The organism is Arthrobacter sp. YD4 (genome assembly GCF_030410515.1).
Taxonomy (GTDB): Bacteria; Actinomycetota; Actinomycetes; order Actinomycetales; family Micrococcaceae; genus Arthrobacter.
Genome location: NZ_JAUHHD010000005.1, coordinates 31,685 through 50,889, shown reverse-complemented (window position 1 = coordinate 50,889; position 19,205 = coordinate 31,685). Strand labels below are relative to the sequence as shown.

Below are 19,205 nucleotides of genomic sequence, written 5' to 3'. Positions count from 1 at the left end.
TAGTCCGGCCCTAGGACGCCACTCGTCGTGTCTCGTCATCGGCATCCCTGACGCCCTCCCACAGCCGGTCCAGGGACAGCCCGAGAGCCTCGGCCAATGCAGCGATCGTCGGGAACGCCGGGGTGGCGATCCGGCCGGTCTCGATCTTGCGCAGGGTCTCGGGGGAGACCCCGGCGGCCAGGGCCACGTCCAGCATCGACCGGTCGCCGCGGGCCTCGCGTAGCAGCGTGCCCAGGCGCTGGCCGCGGCGGACCTCGTCCGGGGAGAGCGGGAGTCTGACCATGGGAACCAGTGTACCGGGATAATATGGCCGGTATAGTTATTGGATGATCGAGATTCTCAACGCCGCCGAACTGGACCGGGCCCGCGGGTCCGGCGCCCTCGTCGCAGGCATCCTGCAGACCGTCAAGAGCCGCACCACCGTCGGCACCAACCTGCTGGACATTGATCGTTGGACCAAGGACCTCATCGCCGCTGCCGGCGCCGAATCCTGCTACGTCGACTACGCGCCCTCCTTCGGCCGCGGACCGTTCGGCCACTACATCTGCACGGCCGTGAACGACGCCGTCCTGCACGGATTGCCCCAGGACTACTGCCTGGCCGACGGCGACCTGCTCACCCTGGACCTCGCCGTCGCCAGGAACGGCATCGCCGCGGACTCCGCCATCAGCTTCCTCGTCGGCGACACGCAGCCTGCCGCGAGCGTCGCGATGATCCAGACCACCGAACGCGCCTTGGCCGCCGGCATCGCGGCGGCGAAGCCGGGCGCCCGGATCGGTGACCTCTCGGCCGCTATCGGCGGCGTCCTCACCGCGGCAGGCTACCCGGTCAACACCGAATTCGGCGGCCACGGCATCGGCTCCACCATGCACCAGGACCCGCACGTGCCCAACACCGGCCGGCCCGGCCGCGGGTTCACCCTCCGGCCGGGGCTGCTGCTCGCGCTGGAGCCCTGGGTCATGGAGGACACGGCCACCCTGGTCACCGACGCCGACGGCTGGACACTTCGCAGCGCCACCGGCTGCCGGACCGCCCACAGCGAACACACCATCGCCATCACGGAGGACGGGGCCGAGATCCTCACCCTCGCTCCGCCCGCGTAGTCCGCGCCCCGGGCGGAGCCGGTACCCTTAACGGGTGAGTTTGACCATTCCCTCCCCAGCCGACAGCCCCTCGACGCACGCCGATTCCTCGGCGTCGGATGCGGCAGCGTCCGCGCCCGCCCGCACCTACCAGGTGCGGACCTTTGGGTGCCAGATGAACGTGCACGACTCCGAGCGTATGTCCGGCCTGCTGGAGGCCGCCGGCTACGTCCGCTCCGAGGGCGAGCTGGCCGACGTCGTGGTCTTCAACACCTGCGCCGTGCGTGAGAACGCGGACAACAAGCTCTACGGCAACCTCGGCATCCTCCGCCCGGTCAAGGATGCGAACCCGGGCATGCAGATCGCCGTCGGCGGCTGCCTGGCACAAAAGGACCGCGAGACCATCCTGAAGAAGGCGCCGTGGGTCGACGCGGTGTTCGGCACCCACAACGTCGGCGCGCTGCCGGCCCTGCTGGACCGGGCCCGCCACAACGACGAGGCACAGCTGGAAATCCTGGAATCCCTCGACGTCTTCCCCTCCACGCTGCCCACCAAGCGCGACTCGGTGTACGCCGGGTGGGTCTCCATCTCCGTCGGCTGCAACAACACCTGCACCTTCTGCATCGTCCCGGCCCTGCGCGGCAAGGAAAAGGACCGCCGCCCCGGCGACATCCTCGCCGAAATCCAGGCCCTCGTGGACGACGGCGCCATCGAGGTCACCCTGCTGGGCCAGAACGTGAACTCCTACGGCGTCGAATTCGGCGACCGCCAGGCCTTCTCCAAGCTGCTGCGCGCCTGCGGGGAGATCCCCGGCCTGGAGCGCGTCCGGTTCACCAGCCCGCACCCCGCCGCCTTTACCGACGACGTCATCGAGGCGATGGCGGAGACCCCCAACGTCATGCCGCAGCTGCACATGCCGCTGCAGTCCGGCTCGGACAAGGTACTCAAGGACATGAAGCGCTCCTACCGCTCCACGAAGTTCCTGGGCATCCTCGACAAGGTCCGGGACAAGATCCCGCACGCCGCGATCTCCACCGACATCATCGTCGGCTTCCCGGGGGAGACTGAGGAGGACTTCCAGGCCACCTTGGACGTCGTGGAACGCTCCCGCTTCGCCACCGCCTTTACCTTCCAGTACTCCAAGCGGCCCGGCACTCCCGCCGCCGACCTGCCCGAACAGCTGCCCAAGGCCGTGGTGCAGGAACGCTTCGAACGGCTCACCGCCCTGCAGGACCGGATCGCCGCCGAGGAAAACGCCCGCCAGGTGGGCCGCCGGGTCGAGGTTATGGTCACCGCCCAGCAGGGTCGGAAGGCGGGGGAGACCCACCGCCTCTCGGGCCGCGCGCAGGACCAGCGCCTGGTGCACTTCTCCGTGCCCGACGGCGCCGAAACCCCCCGCCCCGGCGACCTCGTCACCGTGACCGTCACCGGGGCCGCATCCTTCCACCTCATCGCCGACCCCGCGTCGCCCGAGGACTACCAGCTGCGCCGCTCCCGCGCCGGCGACGCCTGGGACCGGTCCCAGGCCGACTCCTGCGGTGCACCCGCCCCCGCCGCGGCCGGCGGCGGCAAGGCCGGGGTGTCCCTCGGCATGCCCGCGCTGCCCGTGCGCGGCCGCTGACGCCGTGACCGGGGCCGAACTGTCCGCCGCGCCGCCGCCGGTGATCGCCGTCGTCGGCCCCACCGGCTCGGGGAAATCCGACCTGGCCGTCGCCCTCGCGCTGGCGCTTGACGGCGAGGTGGTCAACGCGGACGCCATGCAGTTCTACCGCGGCATGGACATCGGCACCGCCAAGATCACCGACGCCGAGCGGCGAGGCGTCCCGCACCACCTGCTCGACATCATGGACGTCACCGAGGAAGCCAGCGTCTCGGACTTCCAGCGGCAGGCCCGGGAGGCCATCGACGGCATCCACGCCCGCGGGAAACGCGCCATCCTCGCCGGCGGGTCCGGGCTGTACGTCCGGGCCGCCCTGGACGTCCTGGACTTCCCCGGCACCGACCCGGCCGTCCGTGCCCGCCTCGAGGCCGAGGAGGCGGCGGAAGGCCTGGCCCCGCTCCGGGCCCGGCTGGAGCAGGTGGACCCGGTCTCGGCCGGGCGTCTGGGCGACGCCCGGCGGGTCATCCGTGCCCTCGAGGTGTACGAACTGACCGGCCGGCCCTTCAGCTCCTTCATGCCGGACCGCACCTACCACCGCCCGGCCGTCCAAATTGGCCTCCAGGTGGACCGGGAGCAGCTCCGGGAGCGCCTCGCCGCCCGCGTGCACGCCATGGTGGACCGCGGCCTGCTCGAGGAGGTGCGACGGCTGGACCGCGAGGGCCTGCGCCATGGCAGGACGGCCTCCCGCGCCCTCGGCTACGCCCAGTTCCTCAAGGTTCTCGACGGCGAATCCGACGTCGCGCACGCCGCCGAAGACACCATCGCCGCCACCCGGAAGTTCGCCCGCCGCCAGCTCACCTGGTTCCGCGCCGACCAGCGGATCGCCTGGCTCGACTGGCAGGACCCGGACCTCGTGGCGAAGGCAACGCAGCTGGCGTTGGTCCCGGCGGGAGGCGGCCCGGTAGCCTTGGACCATGGATGACATTCTCGCCGGAACCGCCGCCTCAACGGCCCACGCCGCCGACACCACAGCACTGGCCGGGCTCGCCTTCTCCAAGGGCCACGGCACCGGCAACGACTTCGTCCTGATCGCGGACCCGCACGGGGCCCTGGAAGTGACCGCCGAGCACGTCGCGGCCCTCTGTGACCGGCACCGCGGCATCGGCGGCGACGGGCTGATCCGCGCCGTCCCCTCTCGGTTCCTGCCCGAGGGCGCCGAGCTGCTCGCGGAGCACCCGGAGGCGGAGTGGTTCATGGACTACCGCAACGGTGACGGATCGCTCTCCGAAATGTGCGGCAACGGGGTCCGGGTCTTCGTCCACTTCCTGGTCCAGCAGGGCCTCGTGGACCTGCCCGCCGGGGAATCCCTCGTGATCGGCACCCGCGCCGGTATCAAGACCGTCGTCCGCACCGCCTCCGGCTACGCCGTGGACATGGGCCCCTGGGAATTCATCTTCCCCGGCGAGGCCACGGCCCGGGCCATGGACTCCCTCGTCAGCGCCCACGGCCTCGACGTCGCCCGCCCCGCCCTCTCGGTCAGCATGGGCAACCCGCACACCGTCGTCGCCCTCGCCGAACAGGCGGAACTGGACGCCACCGAACTCTTCGCCGCACCGCGCGTCGACCCGGAGCCGCCACACGGAACCAACGTCGAGTTCGTCGTCCCCGCCGAGCCGCTGGTCCACGACGGCGTCGGCGCCATCAGCATGCGCGTCCACGAACGCGGCGTGGGCGAGACCCTCTCCTGCGGCACCGGCGCCTGCGCGGCCGCCGTCGCGATCCGGCACTGGGCCGGTCAGGGCGCGCCGGACGCCTGGAACGTCACGGTGCCCGGCGGCGTCGTCGGCGTGAAGTTCTTCGTCGCCCCGGACGGCCACGAGCACGTCGAGCTCAGCGGCCCGGCCGTGATCGTCGCTAGCGGGACGCTTTCCTGACCCGAAGGATCCGGAACGACTTCGAGGTGCTCTCCCGGGTCACCGTGAAGCTGCTGTCCAGCTCCGTGTCCAGCCAGCGCTGCAGCGAATCCGAGCCGAGGTTCTTCTGCACCACCAGCCACGCCGACCCGCCCGGCGCCAGCCGCGGCAGCCAGAGCAGCAGCAGGGAATGCAGCTCGTCCTTGCCGATCCGGATGGGCGGGTTGGACCAGATGGTGTCGAAGCGCAGCTCCGGGTCCACCTCGCCGGGGGTGCTGGCCGTGACGTTCTCCAGGCCCAGCAGTGCCGCGTTTTCGTTGGTCAGAGCCACGCAGCGTTCGTTGACGTCCACGGCGTAGACGTGCGCGTGCGGGGCCTTCAGCGCCATCGTCAGCGCAATCGGACCCCAGCCGCAGCCGATGTCCAGCAGGTTCCCCTGCGGGGCGGGGGCCGGGACGTCCGCCAGCAGCACCGCGGTGCCCTTGTCGACGCCGTCGGGACTGAAGATTCCGCTGGAGGTCTGCAGCTGCCGCGGCGTGCCGGCCAGTTCCACGGTGAGGGGCTTGCGGGTGAACGGCCCGGCCGGCTGGGCGCTGAAATAGTGTGCAGACTCCATAACGTGCCAGAGTAGTTGGCCGTCCGCGGGCTTGGGAAACCGGAAAGGTGCGCTCTGGTAAACTTGGAGGCATGTTCCTGATCTTCGAATAGCCGGCCACCAGGCAACCGGCACGGGCGCCCCGCCTCAGCGGGTGATCCGCCCTCCAGTGACGCAGGCCCCGCCCTCCGCTGGACCCCTCCGGCCGCGGCGACCCGCGGCCTGTTCCGGTACTCATTCCAGCAACGCCGGAAACTCCACGCCTCGAAGATCCCACCGCACGGCCCCGCCGTCGCCCGCGGAACCGACCGGCGTGCAGCACCGCCCGTGAGGAAACCTTTCCAGGACCCACGGACCCCACCCGCCGCTCCGCCGAGGAGCCCGCCCGTCCGCGGCACCGCCGCCGCAGGACACCCAGGAGGCACGGATGACCCCACATCGTCAGCCCAGCGCGAATTCCGCAGCGCACCGCACCGATCAGCATTATTCTGAAATGGCAGACCCTTCAAAGGAGACCATGACCAGTCAGCCCAACACCGGACCCGATTCAGCAGCCCAGGACATGAGTCCTGCCGAGATCCAGGCTGTGATCGACCGGATTCTTTCCAAGGATTCCCCCGCCAGGGACACCGGCGCCGCCAACGCGGACATCGCCGAACCCCGCGCGGTCCTGGGCCGGGCCCAGGCCATCTCCGGCCTGGCCACCGAGCACGGCAGCTACGACGGCGACCAGCAGGACCTCGAGGAGCGCCGCGCCCTGCGCCGCACCGCCGGGCTCTCCACCGAACTCGAAGACGTCACCGAGGTCGAATACCGGCAGCTCCGGCTGGAGCGCGTGGTGCTGGCCGGCCTCTGGTCCGAGGGCACCCTGGCCGACGCCGAGAACTCCCTCCGCGAACTCGCCGCGCTGGCCGAGACGGCCGGCTCCGAGGTGCTCGACGGGCTGGTCCAGCGCCGGGCAAAGCCGGACCCGGGAACCTTCCTGGGCTCGGGCAAGGCCCAGGAGCTCAAGGACATCGTGATGTCCACCGGTGCGGACACCGTGGTGGTCGACGCCGAACTGGCGCCCTCCCAGCGGCGTGCGCTCGAGGATATCGTCAAGGTCAAGGTGATCGACCGGACCGCGCTGATCCTGGACATCTTCGCCCAGCACGCCAAGAGCCGCGAGGGTAAGGCCCAGGTGGAACTGGCCCAGCTCGAGTACCTGCTTCCCCGCCTCCGCGGCTGGGGCGAGTCGATGTCCCGCCAGGCCGGTGGCCAGGTGGGCGGCGCCGGCGCCGGCATGGGCTCCCGTGGCCCCGGTGAGACGAAGATCGAACTGGACCGCCGGCGGATCCGCACCCGGATGGCCAAGCTGCGCCGCGAAATCGCGGCCATGAAGCCGGCGCGTGAGACCAAGCGGGCCAACCGCCGTCGTAACGCCGTCCCGTCCGTCGCGATCGCCGGCTACACCAACGCCGGGAAGTCCTCGCTGCTGAACCGGCTGACCGACGCCGGCGTGCTGGTGGAGAACGCCCTGTTCGCCACCCTGGACCCCACCGTGCGCAAGGCCGAGACCTCCGACGGCCTGGGTTACACCCTGGCCGACACCGTGGGCTTCGTCCGCTCGCTGCCCACGCAGCTGGTGGAGGCGTTCCGGTCCACCCTGGAGGAGGTCGCCGACTCGGATCTGATCCTGCACGTGGTGGACGTCTCGCACCCGGACCCCGAGGGCCAGATCGCGGCCGTCCGGTCCGTCTTCAGCGAGGTCGACGCCCGCAAGGTGCCCGAGATCATCGTCCTGAACAAGGCCGACGCCGCGGACCCGTTCGTGGTGGAGCGCCTGAAGCAGCGCGAACCGCGCCACGTGGTGGTCTCCGCCCGCACCGGCGAGGGCATCCCCGAGCTGCTGCGGGCCGTCAGCGAAGGCATCCCGCGGCCCAGCGTGAAGCTGGAACTGATGATCCCGTACAGCCGCGGCGACGTGCTCAGCAAGCTGCACGAGACCGAGGCGGAGATCGTCAGCCTGGACCACGAGGAGACCGGCACGCGCGCCGTCGTCATGGTGCGCGAAGGCCTGGCGGCCGAGCTGGATCCCTTCGTCCGCAATGACTGAACCGGCCGTGGCGGAAGCGGACAGCGACGCACGCCCGGCCCCCAGCGACGCCACCGGCGAGGAGCTCGTGATCGAGCTCCTCGACCGGGCTGTCGCGGCGATGGGCGGGCAGAGCCGTGACGGCCAGCACGAAATGGCCCGCCAGGTGGCCCGCGCCATCGACACAGGCGACCACCTGCTGGTCCAGGCCGGCACCGGCACCGGAAAGTCCCTGGCGTACCTGATCCCGCTCATCGCCCACTCGCTGGACAGCGACAAGCCAACCCTGGTCTCCACGGCCACCCTGGCCCTGCAGACCCAGATCGTCGGCCGGGACCTGCCGCGGCTGCTCAAGGCCATCACCCCTGCCCTGAAGCGGCCCGTCAAGATTGCCCTGGTCAAGGGCCGGTCCAACTACGTGTGCCGGCACAAGCTCGAGGGTGGGTTCCCGTCCGAGGAACCCGCCGAGGGCCAGCTCTTCTCCCTGGGTGAGGACACCTCGGTCCCGCATTTCGCCGCCGCCATGGGCGGTCCGGCCTCGCAGCTGGGCCGGGAAGTGGTCCGGCTCCGGGAATGGGCCGAGGACACGGCCACCGGCGACCGCGACGAACTGCTCCCCGGCGTGACCGACCGCGCCTGGCGGCAGGTGTCCGTCACCGCCATGGAATGCCTCGGCGCGCAGAAGTGCCCGCTGGCCGCCGAATGCTTCAGCGAACTGGCGCGCCAGGACGCGGCGGACGCCGACGTCGTGGTCACCAACCACGCCATGCTGGCCGTGAGCGCCTTCGAGGGCCTGACCGTGCTGCCCGAATACGACGTCGTCGTGGTGGACGAGGCGCACGAACTCCAGGACCGGGTCACCGGGGCTGTCTCCGGCCAGCTCTCCGTGGCCATGGTCCACGCCGCCGCCTCGGGCGCCCGCAAGCACACCGGCATCACCGTGGACGCGCTGAACAACGCCGCCGCGAACCTTGAGCTCGCCGTTGCTGGGGTTCCCGGCGGACTGATGCCCAACGGCCTGAACAGCGAACAGCTCGACTGCGTGGACCAGCTCCGGGACGCCTGCCGTGCGGCGCTCTCCGACTCCAAGGGAGACGGCTCCACCACGGCCGACGGCGGCCGGCAGCTGGCGCGCTCCCGGCTGATGGTGATCCTGGAGCTCTGCGAACGCCTGCTCGCGGCCCGCGAGAACCGCGAGGTGGTGTGGTTCTCGCGGCAGAGCACCTTCGACCCGCAGCAGGGCTACTCGCAGCCGGACGATTCGGCGCCCGTGCTGATCAACATCGCCCCGCTCAGCGTGGCCGGGCGGCTGCGGGAGGGCCTGTTCGCGGACCACACCGTGGTGCTGACCTCGGCCACCCTCGCCATCGGCTCGGCCTTCGAACCGGCCGCGGGGGGGCTGGGCCTGGTGGGCCCCGGCGCCCCGAGCTGGACCGGCGTCGACGTCGGGTCGCCGTTCGAATACCCCAAACAGGGCATCCTCTACGTCGCCAAGCACCTGCCCAAACCGGGCCGGGGGACCGCGCCCGAGGCCCTGGACGAGCTCGAGAAGCTGATCCGCGCCTCCGGCGGCGGCGCGCTCTGCCTCTTCTCCTCCCGGCGCGCCGCGGAGGAGGCCGCCGACGCGCTCCGGCCGCGGCTGGGCCTCAGCATCCTCTGCCAGGGCGAATCCACCATGACCGCGCTGGTCAAGCAGTTCGCGGACGAACCGGACACCTGCCTCTTCGGCACCATGTCCCTGTGGCAGGGCGTTGACGTGCCCGGCAACTCCTGCCGGCTGGTGGTGATCGACCGGATCCCGTTCCCGCGGCCGGACGATCCGCTGATGACGGCCCGCTCCCGGGCCGTGGCGCAGGCCGGGGGCAACGGCTTCATGAGCGTCTCGGCCACGCACGCGGCGATCCGGCTGGCGCAGGGCGCGGGCCGGTTGATCCGGTCGACGTCGGACCGCGGCGTGGTGGCGGTGCTGGACTCACGGCTGTCCACCGAGCGTTACGGCGGCTTCCTCCGGGCCGCGCTGCCGCCGTTCTGGGCCACGACGGACCCGGCGGTGGCCGTGGCGTCGCTGGAGCGGCTCGCGAAAGAAGCCGCGCAGGGGTCGTAGGCCCCCGGTGCCGGGGCGTGGCGGCGCTCGGGCCTCGGAGTTCGGCCGGGGCGTGGCGGCGCTCGGGCCTCGGCGTTCGGCCGGGGTGTGGCGGCCTCAGGTCCGGGCGTTCAGCGCGTTCAGCCGGTCCCTGGCTGGCGGCATTGCCCGCGCTACAGGGAGCGGAGGACCGAGACGACCTTGCCCATGATGACGGCGTGGTCGCCCAGGATCGGTTCGTACTGGGTGTTCTGCGGCAGCAGCCAGGTGTGGCCGTCGCGCTGCCGGAACGTCTTGACCGTGGCTTCGTCATCGAGGAGGGCGGCCACGATGTCGCCATTGACGGCGTCGTTCTGCCGGCGAACCACCACCCAGTCCCCGTCGCAGATCGCGGCGTCGATCATGGAATCGCCCGCGACCTTGAGCATGAACAGCTCACCGTGGCCCACGAGCTGGCGCGGCAGGGGGAGGACGTCCTCCACCACCTGGTCGGCCAGGATCGGGCCACCGGCGGCGATCCGGCCCACAAACGGGACCATCGCCGTGTCCGTGGCGCTGGCCAGTTCCGACACCGCGAGTCCGCCGACTGCCTTCAGCCCGCGGGGCTGTTCGACGCCGGAAATCGGGGTGGACCCCTCGTCCAGGGTCAGCGGCATCAGGACTTCCATGGCGCGGGGACGCTTGGGGTCCCGGCGCAGGTAGCCCAGCTTCTCCAGCTGGGAGAGCTGGTGGGTCACACTGGAGAGGCTGGCCAGCCCCACCGTGTCCCCAATCTCGCGCATCGACGGCGGATAGCCGTTGTCCGTCACGGACCGCTGGATGGTTTCGAGGATCTTCTTCTGACGGACGGTGAGGCTCTTGGGCGCCCGGGCAGGCTGGGCGCCGCGCCGGGTTGCCCTCCCGCCGGTGGCTTGTGCTGCCATGGTCGCCGTGCCTTCCGTTCGTGGTGCGGATCCGTGGCCGGCGGACCGAGTGAAGCGGCCCGATTGCTGCGAATCCTAAAAATGTCAGTGCCTGCCGTTTGACTGCTCTTGATCACCGCTGGCGGGTGTTCGACAGGTTTCAGACTGCAGGTGCGGAGTGCGGGTCCCTTGAGGGACCGGTTCCGTGCTTCAAAAATAGGTCAGCCGCCGGTGTTTTTCAAACATTTGTTCTAGCGAGTCTCGACAGAGTTCGTTCATAGGTGCTAAAAAGAGAACAGCAAGATTCGAAGATGTGTTCGAAGATTGCGAGTGGAGAACCACGGCCGGTTTCGGCTTTGTGTTCGAAGCGAATGATGGTTCAGCCGGTTGGCGGCAGGTACGAGGAGTACGCCGGGCGGCAACGACAAGTCCAGGAGGGCTCAGTTCATGTCAGCAAGAAGCGCTTTCGCCGGTTCGCAGTTTTCCGACGCCGGAAGGCCGGCACTGTATCTCGTGCCGGATACTGCCACGGCCTTCTCCGGGGCGGTGGCTCCGTTCGCGGCCCCGGCCGACGCTTACGCCACCGCCGGGAGCGCGTCAGCTGTACGCCGAGCAGACTCTTCGGCCCAGGCTCCCTTGCGGCTGACCCGGCGGGGACGCTTCGTCTTCTTCGGACTGCCCTTGATCCTGCTCGCGGCCCTGCTGCTGTCCCTGGCCGGCTTCCTGACCGCGCCGGCGAAGGCCGCCGACTCCCCGGCATCGCTGGCGACCACCCCGACGGTCACCGTGACCGTGCAGCCCGGGGAGTCCCTGTGGACCATCGCCGGCACCGTCGACCCGAAACGGGATCCGCGGGACGTGGTCGCCGAGATCGTGCAGCTGAACAACCTCGACGCCGCACCGGTCCTGCCCGGCCAGCAGCTCTTCGTTCCGACCCCCTGAGCTGAATCCCCCGGGACGGAGCGTCCGCCGTCCTCGCGATGGCCATTCGCCGGCCGCGGGATGGGCCGTCGTTGGTCACGGTTTCGGGCCAGACAGTCCCCTCACTTAAACTGGGGACGTGACTGACCAGCTTGAGCGACTCAACCGACTTCCCCTCCGGACCAACCTGCGGGGCCTGCGCCCCTATGGTGCTCCCCAGCTGGACGTTCCGATTCTCCTGAACGTCAACGAGAACACCCATGGTGTTCCCGCCGACGTGCGGGCAGCGATCGCGGAGGCCGTCACCGAGGCGGCTGCCGGGCTCAACCGCTATCCGGACCGGGAGTTCACCGAACTCCGCGGGGCGCTGGCCGAATACCTTGGCCACGGGCTGGACGCAATGAACATCTGGGCCGCCAACGGTTCCAATGAGGTGCTGCAGCAGATTCTCCAGGCCTTCGGCGGTCCGGGCCGCAACGCCCTCGGTTTCCCTCCCACGTACTCCATGTACCCGCTGCTCGCTGCCGGAACGGACACCGGCTACGTCGCCGGCGTCCGCGGCGAGGGCTACAGCCTGACCGCCGAGTCCGCCGCCCGGCAGGTCCGCGAGCTGCAGCCGAACATCGTCTTCCTCTGCTCGCCCAACAACCCCACCGGCACGGGCCTTGGCCTTGATGTCGTCGAAGCCGTCTACGAGGCGGGGGAGGCCAGCCAGGCCATCATCATCGTCGACGAGGCGTACCACGAGTTCGCCCACGAGGGCACCCCGAGCGCCCTGACCCTGCTGCCGGGCCGGGAACGGCTGATCGTCTCCCGCACCATGAGCAAGGCCTTCGCCCTCGCCGGTGCCCGGATCGGCTATATGGCCGCGGCGCCCGAGGTCACCGACGCGCTGCGCCTGGTGCGCCTGCCGTACCATCTCTCCGCCATCACCCAGGCCACCGCCCTCGCCGCCCTCCGGCACCGCGAGGCGCTGATGGCCGACGTCGAGGACATCAAGCGGCAGCGCGACCGGATCGTCACCGAGCTGACCCGAATGGGCCTTACCCCGGCGTCGTCGGACTCGAACTACGTCTTCTTCGGCGGGCTCACGGACCCACACCGGGTCTGGCAGGAACTACTCGACGCCGGCGTTCTGGTCCGCGACGTCGGCATCCCCGGCCATCTCCGGGTCACCGCCGGAACCGAGGCGGAGACCACCGCCTTCCTGGAGGCCCTCGAACGGATCCTCACCGCCCACCGCGGCTGAGCCCGCGTCCACCCCCACCTTCCGCACCGCCGGGTCAGCCCCGCCGGCCCGGCGCGACCGCCCCTGCGACCGCTGGGCGTCCCGGGCGTGCCGGGCCCTAGACTTGATCCAGGACCCGCGCGCCGCCGTCACAGGCCGGGCGACCGCCACCTAGCCAAAAGGACACCCATATGAGCACCACCGGATCAGCCGCTGCCCGGGCCCGGACCGCCCGCCTGGAACGGACCACCAGCGAATCCTCCGTCCTGGTCGAGATCGACCTGGACGGCACCGGCGTCTCGGACATCAGCACCTCGGTGCCGTTCTACGACCACATGCTGACCGCCCTGAGCAAGCACTCGCTGATCGACATGACCGTCAAGGCCACCGGTGACACCCACATCGACGTGCACCACACCGTCGAAGATGTCGCCATCACCTTCGGCGAGGTCCTCAAGACCGCACTGGGCACCAAGGCCGGGATCCGCCGCTTCGGCGAGGCCACCGTGCCCCTCGACGAGGCCCTCGCACACGCCGTCGTGGACGTCTCCGGCCGTCCCTACCTGGTCCACGCCGGCGAACCCGCCGGGCAGGAATACCACCTGATCGGCGGCCACTTCACCGGCTCGCTGACCCGCCACGTCTTCGAGGCCATCACGCTGCACGCCGGAATCTGCCTGCACATGAACGTCACCGCCGGCCGCGACCCGCACCACATCGTCGAGGCCCAGTTCAAGGCGTTCGCCCGGGCGCTCCGTGCCGCCGTCGAGCCGGACCCCCGCGTCGAGGGCATTCCCTCCACCAAGGGTGCACTGTGACCGGGAAGGTGCTGCGCGACGGCGCCATCATCGATCCGGAGGCCGGCCGCAAGCCCGCCTCCCCGGAGGGCAAGCCCACCGTCACCGTCCTGGACTACGGCTCCGGCAACGTCCGCTCCGCCGTGCGCGCCCTCGAGCGCGCCGGCGCCGAGGTCATCCTCAGCTCCAAGCCCGAGGACGTCCTCAACGCCGACGGCCTGGTGGTCCCCGGCGTCGGCGCCTTCGAAACCGTCATGAACGAACTGAAGGCCGTCGATGCCATCCGGATGATCGGCCGCCGCGTCGCCGGCGGCCGGCCGGTGCTGGCCATCTGCGTCGGCCTCCAGGTCCTCTTCGAGGCCGGCGTGGAGCACGGCACGGTCGCCGAAGGCATGGGGGAGTGGCCAGGCAAGGTCGAGCTGCTGCCCGCCGACGTCGTCCCGCACATGGGCTGGAACACCGTCGACGTGCCGGAGGGCTCGCTGCTGTTCGACGGGGTGGAGAAGGAACGCTTCTACTTCGTGCACTCCTACGGCGTCCAGCACTGGGACTTCGACGTGATCCAGCCGCGGATGGCAGCACCGCTGGTGACCTGGTCCGACCACGGCGCCCCGTTCATCGCGGCGGTGGAGAACGGCCCGCTCTGCGCCACCCAGTTCCACCCGGAGAAGTCCGGGGACGCGGGCGCCCGCCTGCTGCGCAACTGGGTCGGGAGCCTGCGCCCCGCCCGCAACGCCGGCACAGGCACCACTGCGGAAGCCCCGGCAACCCCGGAAGCGACCGCCTGAATGTGGTCCCTGGTACTGATGGGCCTCGCCGGGCTGCTGGTGGGCGGAGCGCTCTCCTTCCGCCAGCAGAAGAGCCCGCTCTGGGTCCAGATCGTCTTCTACATCTTGGCCGGCATGTCCCTGCTGGCCGCCTACCTGCTGACCCTGCCCGGCGCCTGACGCCCCGCGCCGCCCCCGCCACCTACCTTGTGAGGACTTCACGATGACCACCGAAAACCCGCTGCCGATCCTGGAACTGCTCCCCGCCGTCGATGTTGTCAATGGCCAGGCCGTGCGCCTGGTCCAGGGCGAGGCCGGCAGCGAAACAAGCTATGGCACCCCCCTGGAAGCGGCCCTGAACTGGCAGGAACAGGGCGCCGAGTGGGTCCACCTGGTGGACCTGGACGCTGCCTTCGGCCGCGGTTCGAACGCGGAGCTGCTGCGCGAGGTGGTCGGCCGGCTGGACATCAAGGTGGAACTCTCCGGTGGCCTGCGCGATGACGAATCCCTCGAACGCGCCCTGGACCTCGGCGTCGGCCGCGTCAACCTCGGCACCGCCGCGCTGGAGAACCCGGAGTGGACCGACCGGGTGATCGAACGCTTCGGCGACAAGATCGCCGTCGGCCTCGACGTGCGCGGCACCACCCTCGCCGGCCGCGGCTGGACCAAGGAGGGCGGCGACCTCTGGGAGGTCCTCGGCCGCCTCGAAGAAGCCGGCTGCGCCCGCTACGTCGTCACCGACGTCACCAAGGACGGCACCCTGCAGGGCCCCAACGTGGAACTGCTGCGCCAGATGGTCGAGAAGACCGGCAAGCCCGTCGTCGCCTCCGGCGGCATCTCCAGCCTCGAGGACCTCAAGGTCCTCCGCTCCCTGGTCCCGCTCGGGGTCGAGGGCGCGATCATTGGCAAGGCGCTCTACAACGGCAACTTCACCCTGCCCGAGGCCCTCGACGTCGCCGGCCGCCGCTAGGCCGGTCCCTTCATGCCGCAGGAACCAGTGCCGCAGGAACCCCAGCCCGGCCACCGCGCCCTCCCCGGCCACATCGCCGCCGCCCTCGCCGGCGCCGGGGGAGCGACGGACTCCGCCGGGCAGCCCTGGGCAGGCCGCAGCCTGTCCGGCGACGGAGCGACCATCCATAACTTCGAGGACGACGACGGCACGGCCGACGCCGGCTACCTCGCCGCCGTCGCCGCCCTCGCGGCAGGCACCGGGGACGAAGCCGGCGTCGTCGCGGCCCTCGCCACGGCCCGGGTCTTCGTGCCGATCGTCGCCAGCCTCGCGGAGGAGGGCGACGCCGTGGCCGGGGCCCACGGGACCGAGCTGCACGGGGACAAGCAGGCCGACATGGCGCTGGTGACCCTCAAGGCGCCGGACGGCCGCACCGCCCTGCCGGTCTTCACCTCCGCGGAGAACCTCACCGCCTGGCACCCCGAGGCCCGCCCGGTGGCCGTCTACGCCGCCCGCGCCGCGCTCTCCGCCGTCGCCGAGCATGCCGAACTGCTGGTCCTGGACCCCGGCTCGGCCGCCACGTTCGTGGTGCGCCGCCCGGCCGTATGGGCGCTGGCCAAGCAGCACGGCTGGGTCCCCAGCTACCGGGACCAGGCGGTGGCCGACGCCGTCGCCGCCTCCGCGGCCGGGGTAAGGGCGCTGCGCGGGGTCGAACTGCGCCCCGGCGGGGGAGTGGCCTCGGCGCAGGCCGACGGGACGCAGCTGCCCGGCGGCGGTGCCGGGCCGGAACTGCGCGTGGTGCTGTACCTTGAAGACGGGCTCAGTGCCGCCGAGGTGCAATCCCTGGTGGCCGGCCTGAACGAGGACTGGGCCCGGAATGAAGCTTTCGCCGAGCGGGTTGACTCGATCGAAATCAAGCTGCAGCGCGCAGCACCCTGACCGGCGGCCCGCCTCTCCCGCGGTGCCGGTCACGGGCCGCGCCACCGAGAGAAATGCAAGGCAAAGGAACGCCGTCCCGTGAACTTCGCGCTTTACCGTGAGCTGCTGGCAGTGCGGCCCATCAGGAACCTACTGATTGTCGGGATGGTGGCCCGCATCCCGCACTCGGCCGCGGGCGTGCTCCTGACCCTGCACATCGTCCTCACCCTGGGCCAGGGCTACGCCGCGGCCGGGACCGCCGCCGCCGTCATGACCATCGGCATCGCCGTCGGCGCCCCGTGGCGCGGCCGCCGGGTGGATACCGTGGGTCTGCGCCGGGCACTGATCCCGTCCGTCCTCTCGGAGACGGTGATCTGGACCATCGCCCCGCACGTCAGCTACCAGTTGCTGTTGCCCCTGGTGTTCGTCGGCGGCCTCTTGACCCTGCCGATCTTCAGCGTGGTCCGGCAGTCCCTGGGCATCCTGGCCACCGGGGACCAGCGCCGCACCGCGTTCGCCCTGGACGCCATTAGCACCGAACTGGTCTTCATGATCGGTCCGGCCGCCGGCGCGATCGTCGCCACCGCCGGCTACTCCGTGCTGGGCCTCGGCATCGTGGGCGTCGCCACCTCACTCTCCGGGCTCTTCCTGATGTGGATGAACCCGCCCACGCGGTCCGTCGCCACCGACGCCGAGCCCGAGGCCGCCTTCGAGGCGGACCAGCAGCAGGGCGCCGAGGCCGCCGTCGTCGCGGCCGCCCCCGCGCACCTGCAGGAGGCAGCGGCGGAACTGGCTCCCCTCGCCGCCGCCGAGCACCGCCGTCAGGACCGGCTGGGGCTGCGGCACAAGGTGCGGCACAACTTCGCCTGGTTCACTGCCTCGGTCGCCGCAGTCTTCGCCGTCGCCGCCGGCTCCGGCATGGTCCTCAGCGGCACCGACGTCGGCATCGTCGCCGCCTTGCAGACCGGCGGCCACCAGGCCGAGATCGGCCTCGTCTTCCTGTTTTGGTGCGCCGCCTCGGTGATCGGCGGCGTGGTCTACGGCGCCATGCACCGGCCCGTTTCCCCGGTGCTCCTGCTGCTCGGCATGTCCGCCCTGACCCTGCCGATGGCGTTCGCGCACGACACCTGGGCCCTGGCGTTCCTGTCCCTGCTGCCGGGCGTGCTCTGCGCCCCGGTACTCTCGGCCGCCTCGGAGAAGGTGGCCGACCTGGTTGACGAGGAACGACGTGGCGAGGCGATGGGCTGGTACGGCTCGGCCCTGACCGGCGGTGTGGCGCTCGGCGCTCCGCTGGCCGGGCTCTTCATCGACGGCGTGGGCGCCGGGGCGGGCTTCGTCTCGGTCGGCGCGGCCGGGGTGCTGCTCTGCCTCGTGGGTCTGGTGCTCCAGCGCCGGCGCAGGCGCCGGCTCGCCGCCGTCTGACGAGGGCCCAGTGCCTCCCGGCCTTAACGACGACGGCGGGCGGACCGCACTGGTCCGCCCGCCGTCGTCGTTACCGCCGTGTGTTTGTGGTCAGTTGACCGCGCCGGTGTACTTCTCGCCCGGGCCCTTGCCGGGCGCGTCCGGAATGACGGACTCCTCGCGGAAGGCCAGCTGCAGGGAGCGCAGGCCGTCGCGCAACGGTCCGGCGTGCTGGGAGCCGATCTCCGGTGCCGCCGCGGTGACCAGGCCCGCCAGTGCGGTGATGAGCTTGCGGGCCTCGTCGAGGTCCTTGAGTTCTTCGGCATTGTCCTCGGCGGCGAGGCCGAGCTTCACGGCGGCGGCACTCATCAGGTGCACGGCGGCGGTGGTGATGACCTCGATCGCGGGGACCTCGGAAATGTCGCGGATCTGCTGGGAGACGTCCGCCTGCTCGCCCGCCGGCTGGAAGACGTGCGAATTACGTTCTGGTGTACTCATGCTGGTAAGCTTGTCACAGACCGACTGGATGTCGTTATTTTGCCGGAATCGCACAGATTCCAGTGAAGACGGCGTCCAGTTTGCAAGCGGAGATCTCTCCCACCCGCGTCAGCCGCGCGAATTCCTTCGGGAGTCAAGGTTGCCGGGTACCTGGTCGGGCGCTTGACCCACGCACTGCGTGCCGGACAAGCGCATGTTGCCCCACCGGGCGGCAGTTCCGATCTTCGAGGCCTTCGATTGCTACCGGCAATGGGAGGCCTTCTTCTTTTGCCGGAGAAGTACCCCCACGATCACAGGAGCTTTAACATTAGCGAGCCAAGAATCAATGAGCGTATCCGCGTCCCCGAGGTGCGGCTGGTCGGCCCTGCAGGTGAACAGGTAGGAGTCGTCCGTATTGAGGATGCCCTGCGTCTGGCTGCCGAGGCTGATCTGGATCTCGTTGAAGTTGCACCGCAGGCCAAGCCTCCGGTGTGCAAGCTGATGGACTTCGGCAAGTACAAGTACGAAGCCGCCGTCAAGGCACGCGAGGCCCGGAAGAATCAGACCAACACGGTGCTGAAGGAAATCCGTTTCCGCCTCAAGATCGACAAGCACGACTACGAGACCAAGCGTGGACACGCGCTGCGGTTCCTCGGCGCCGGCGACAAGGTCAAGGCCATGATCCAGTTCCGCGGCCGTGAGCAGCAGCGCCCCGAGATGGGCATCCGCCTGCTGCAGCGTTTCGCCGAGGACGTCGCCGAGGTGGGCGTGGTGGAATCCAGCCCCCGCATCGACGGCCGCAACATGGTCATGGTGGTCGGCCCGCTCAAGAACAAGGCCGAAGCCAAGGCGGAAGCCCGCCGCGCCACCCAGCGCGCCGAGGCTAAGGCCGAGAATGAGGCCAAGGCTGCGCGGGTCAACACCAACGGCGGCGAAGCCCCCCTGACGCAGTCCCTCGCGGACCTGCTGCCGGAGGGCTACCAGGTCCGGACCGAGGCTGCGGAACCCGTAGAGGCACCCGCTGCCGAGGCGCCGGCCCCCAAGGCTGAGGCTGCCACGGAAGCCGCTCCGAGGGCCGAAGCCGCCAAGGCTGAGACCCCGAAGGCTGCGGCTCCGAAGGCGGAGGCCCCGAAGGCGGAAGCTCCCAAGGCTGCGGCTCCGAAGACGGAAGCCCCGAAGGCGGAAGCTCCCAAGGCCGCGGCTCCGAAGGCACCCGCTCCGAAGGCTGCGGCACCCAAGGCTCCGGCCGCGAAGCCGGCCGCCGAGGCATCCGCCGCGAAGCCCGCTCCGAAGCCTGTTGCCACGCCCAAGCCGGTAGCACGGCCCGCGGCTCCCAAGCCGGCGGCACGGCCCGCGGCCCCCAAGGCCGCGCCGAAGCCTGGCAGCAAGAAGACCAACTGATTCACGGCCGCCGGACCGCAAGGTCCGGTGGCAGTCAACCAGCACGCCGCCCCGAGGGGCGGCTGCCCGAAAGACTGCAGACCCGTTCTGCGGATAC

The 19,205-nt window shown here is 70.6% G+C and carries 19 protein-coding genes; 15 read left to right on the top strand and 4 right to left on the bottom strand.

What is annotated here, in order from left to right; all coding sequences use genetic code 11:
• Positions 1-10: 10 nt before the first annotated feature.
• On the bottom strand, positions 11-283 hold the full coding sequence (locus QWJ39_RS13190) for a helix-turn-helix transcriptional regulator (RefSeq protein WP_290258307.1): 273 nt from the start codon (positions 281-283) through the stop codon (positions 11-13).
• A gap of 43 nt (positions 284-326) precedes the next feature.
• On the opposite strand from QWJ39_RS13190, the gene map reads away from it, so the two are divergent.
• From map to dapF, 4 genes are read left to right on the top strand one after another with little or no spacing between them, the layout of a single operon-like run.
• Entirely contained in the window at positions 327-1,103 is a 777-nt protein-coding gene (gene map / locus QWJ39_RS13185) for a type I methionyl aminopeptidase (protein ID WP_290258306.1), read from the top strand.
• 34 nt (positions 1,104-1,137) lie between these two features.
• Positions 1,138-2,703, top strand: coding sequence for a tRNA (N6-isopentenyl adenosine(37)-C2)-methylthiotransferase MiaB (miaB, locus tag QWJ39_RS13180; protein WP_290258305.1), 1,566 nt, complete (start codon positions 1,138-1,140; stop codon positions 2,701-2,703).
• 4 nt (positions 2,704-2,707) lie between these two features.
• On the top strand, positions 2,708-3,664 hold the full coding sequence (miaA, locus tag QWJ39_RS13175) for a tRNA (adenosine(37)-N6)-dimethylallyltransferase MiaA (protein WP_290258304.1): 957 nt from the start codon (positions 2,708-2,710) through the stop codon (positions 3,662-3,664).
• Positions 3,657-4,616: a diaminopimelate epimerase gene (gene dapF, locus QWJ39_RS13170; RefSeq protein WP_290258303.1), complete on the top strand. Its 960-nt coding sequence runs from the start codon at positions 3,657-3,659 to the stop codon at positions 4,614-4,616. Before miaA ends, dapF begins: the two co-directional genes overlap by 8 nt.
• Here the strand turns inward: dapF and QWJ39_RS13165 are convergent.
• The gene (locus QWJ39_RS13165) at positions 4,597-5,211 is read right to left on the bottom strand and encodes a methyltransferase (protein ID WP_290258302.1); all 615 of its coding nucleotides are present in this window, start codon (positions 5,209-5,211) and stop codon (positions 4,597-4,599) included. The two genes, dapF and QWJ39_RS13165, sit on opposite strands and share 20 nt — an antisense overlap.
• Before the next feature lie 496 nt (positions 5,212-5,707).
• On the opposite strand from QWJ39_RS13165, the gene hflX reads away from it, so the two are divergent.
• Both hflX and QWJ39_RS13155 read left to right on the top strand, forming a co-directional pair.
• Entirely contained in the window at positions 5,708-7,285 is a 1,578-nt protein-coding gene (gene hflX / locus QWJ39_RS13160) for a GTPase HflX (RefSeq protein WP_290258301.1), read from the top strand.
• On the top strand, positions 7,278-9,368 hold the full coding sequence (locus QWJ39_RS13155; RefSeq protein WP_290258300.1) for an ATP-dependent DNA helicase: 2,091 nt from the start codon (positions 7,278-7,280) through the stop codon (positions 9,366-9,368). The genes hflX and QWJ39_RS13155 overlap by 8 nt, the downstream gene beginning before the upstream one ends.
• A 152-nt stretch (positions 9,369-9,520) precedes the next feature.
• Here QWJ39_RS13155 and lexA read toward each other — a convergent pair whose 3' ends face one another.
• Positions 9,521-10,270 (bottom strand): transcriptional repressor LexA, encoded by a 750-nt coding sequence (gene lexA / locus QWJ39_RS13150; protein ID WP_290258299.1) that lies wholly within the window; start codon positions 10,268-10,270, stop codon positions 9,521-9,523.
• A 615-nt stretch (positions 10,271-10,885) separates the two neighbouring features.
• Between lexA and QWJ39_RS13145 the strand changes: the two genes are divergently transcribed.
• From QWJ39_RS13145 to QWJ39_RS13110, 8 genes are all read left to right on the top strand, one after another.
• Complete coding sequence (locus QWJ39_RS13145; protein WP_290258573.1) at positions 10,886-11,191, top strand: LysM peptidoglycan-binding domain-containing protein; 306 nt, start codon at positions 10,886-10,888, stop codon at positions 11,189-11,191.
• Between the two features lie 118 nt (positions 11,192-11,309).
• Positions 11,310-12,419 carry a histidinol-phosphate transaminase gene (locus QWJ39_RS13140; protein ID WP_290258298.1) on the top strand — a complete coding sequence of 370 codons (1,110 nt, stop codon included), beginning with the start codon at positions 11,310-11,312 and terminating at the stop codon, positions 12,417-12,419.
• 170 nt (positions 12,420-12,589) lie between these two features.
• The gene (gene hisB, locus QWJ39_RS13135; protein ID WP_290258297.1) at positions 12,590-13,216 is read left to right on the top strand and encodes an imidazoleglycerol-phosphate dehydratase HisB; all 627 of its coding nucleotides are present in this window, start codon (positions 12,590-12,592) and stop codon (positions 13,214-13,216) included.
• A complete protein-coding gene (hisH, locus tag QWJ39_RS13130; protein WP_290258296.1) occupies positions 13,213-13,983 on the top strand; it encodes an imidazole glycerol phosphate synthase subunit HisH in 771 nt (256 codons plus the stop codon). The genes hisB and hisH overlap by 4 nt, the downstream gene beginning before the upstream one ends.
• On the top strand, positions 13,984-14,142 hold the full coding sequence (locus QWJ39_RS13125; RefSeq protein ID WP_290258295.1) for a hypothetical protein: 159 nt from the start codon (positions 13,984-13,986) through the stop codon (positions 14,140-14,142).
• Positions 14,143-14,185: 43 nt separating this feature from the next.
• Positions 14,186-14,932, top strand: coding sequence for a bifunctional 1-(5-phosphoribosyl)-5-((5-phosphoribosylamino)methylideneamino)imidazole-4-carboxamide isomerase/phosphoribosylanthranilate isomerase PriA (priA, locus tag QWJ39_RS13120; protein WP_290258294.1), 747 nt, complete (start codon positions 14,186-14,188; stop codon positions 14,930-14,932).
• Between the two features lie 12 nt (positions 14,933-14,944).
• Positions 14,945-15,850: an SseB family protein gene (locus QWJ39_RS13115; RefSeq protein WP_290258293.1), complete on the top strand. Its 906-nt coding sequence runs from the start codon at positions 14,945-14,947 to the stop codon at positions 15,848-15,850.
• Between the two features lie 78 nt (positions 15,851-15,928).
• On the top strand, positions 15,929-17,251 hold the full coding sequence (locus QWJ39_RS13110; RefSeq protein ID WP_290258292.1) for an MFS transporter: 1,323 nt from the start codon (positions 15,929-15,931) through the stop codon (positions 17,249-17,251).
• Positions 17,252-17,341: 90 nt separating this feature from the next.
• On the opposite strand, the gene QWJ39_RS13105 is transcribed toward QWJ39_RS13110, so the two are convergent.
• Positions 17,342-17,728, bottom strand: a complete 387-nt coding sequence (locus tag QWJ39_RS13105) for a DUF1844 domain-containing protein (RefSeq protein ID WP_290258291.1) — start codon at positions 17,726-17,728, stop codon at positions 17,342-17,344.
• Positions 17,729-17,977: 249 nt separating this feature from the next.
• Between QWJ39_RS13105 and infC the strand changes: the two genes are divergently transcribed.
• Entirely contained in the window at positions 17,978-19,108 is a 1,131-nt protein-coding gene (gene infC / locus QWJ39_RS13100; protein WP_290258290.1) for a translation initiation factor IF-3, read from the top strand.
• Positions 19,109-19,205: the final 97 nt, after the last annotated feature.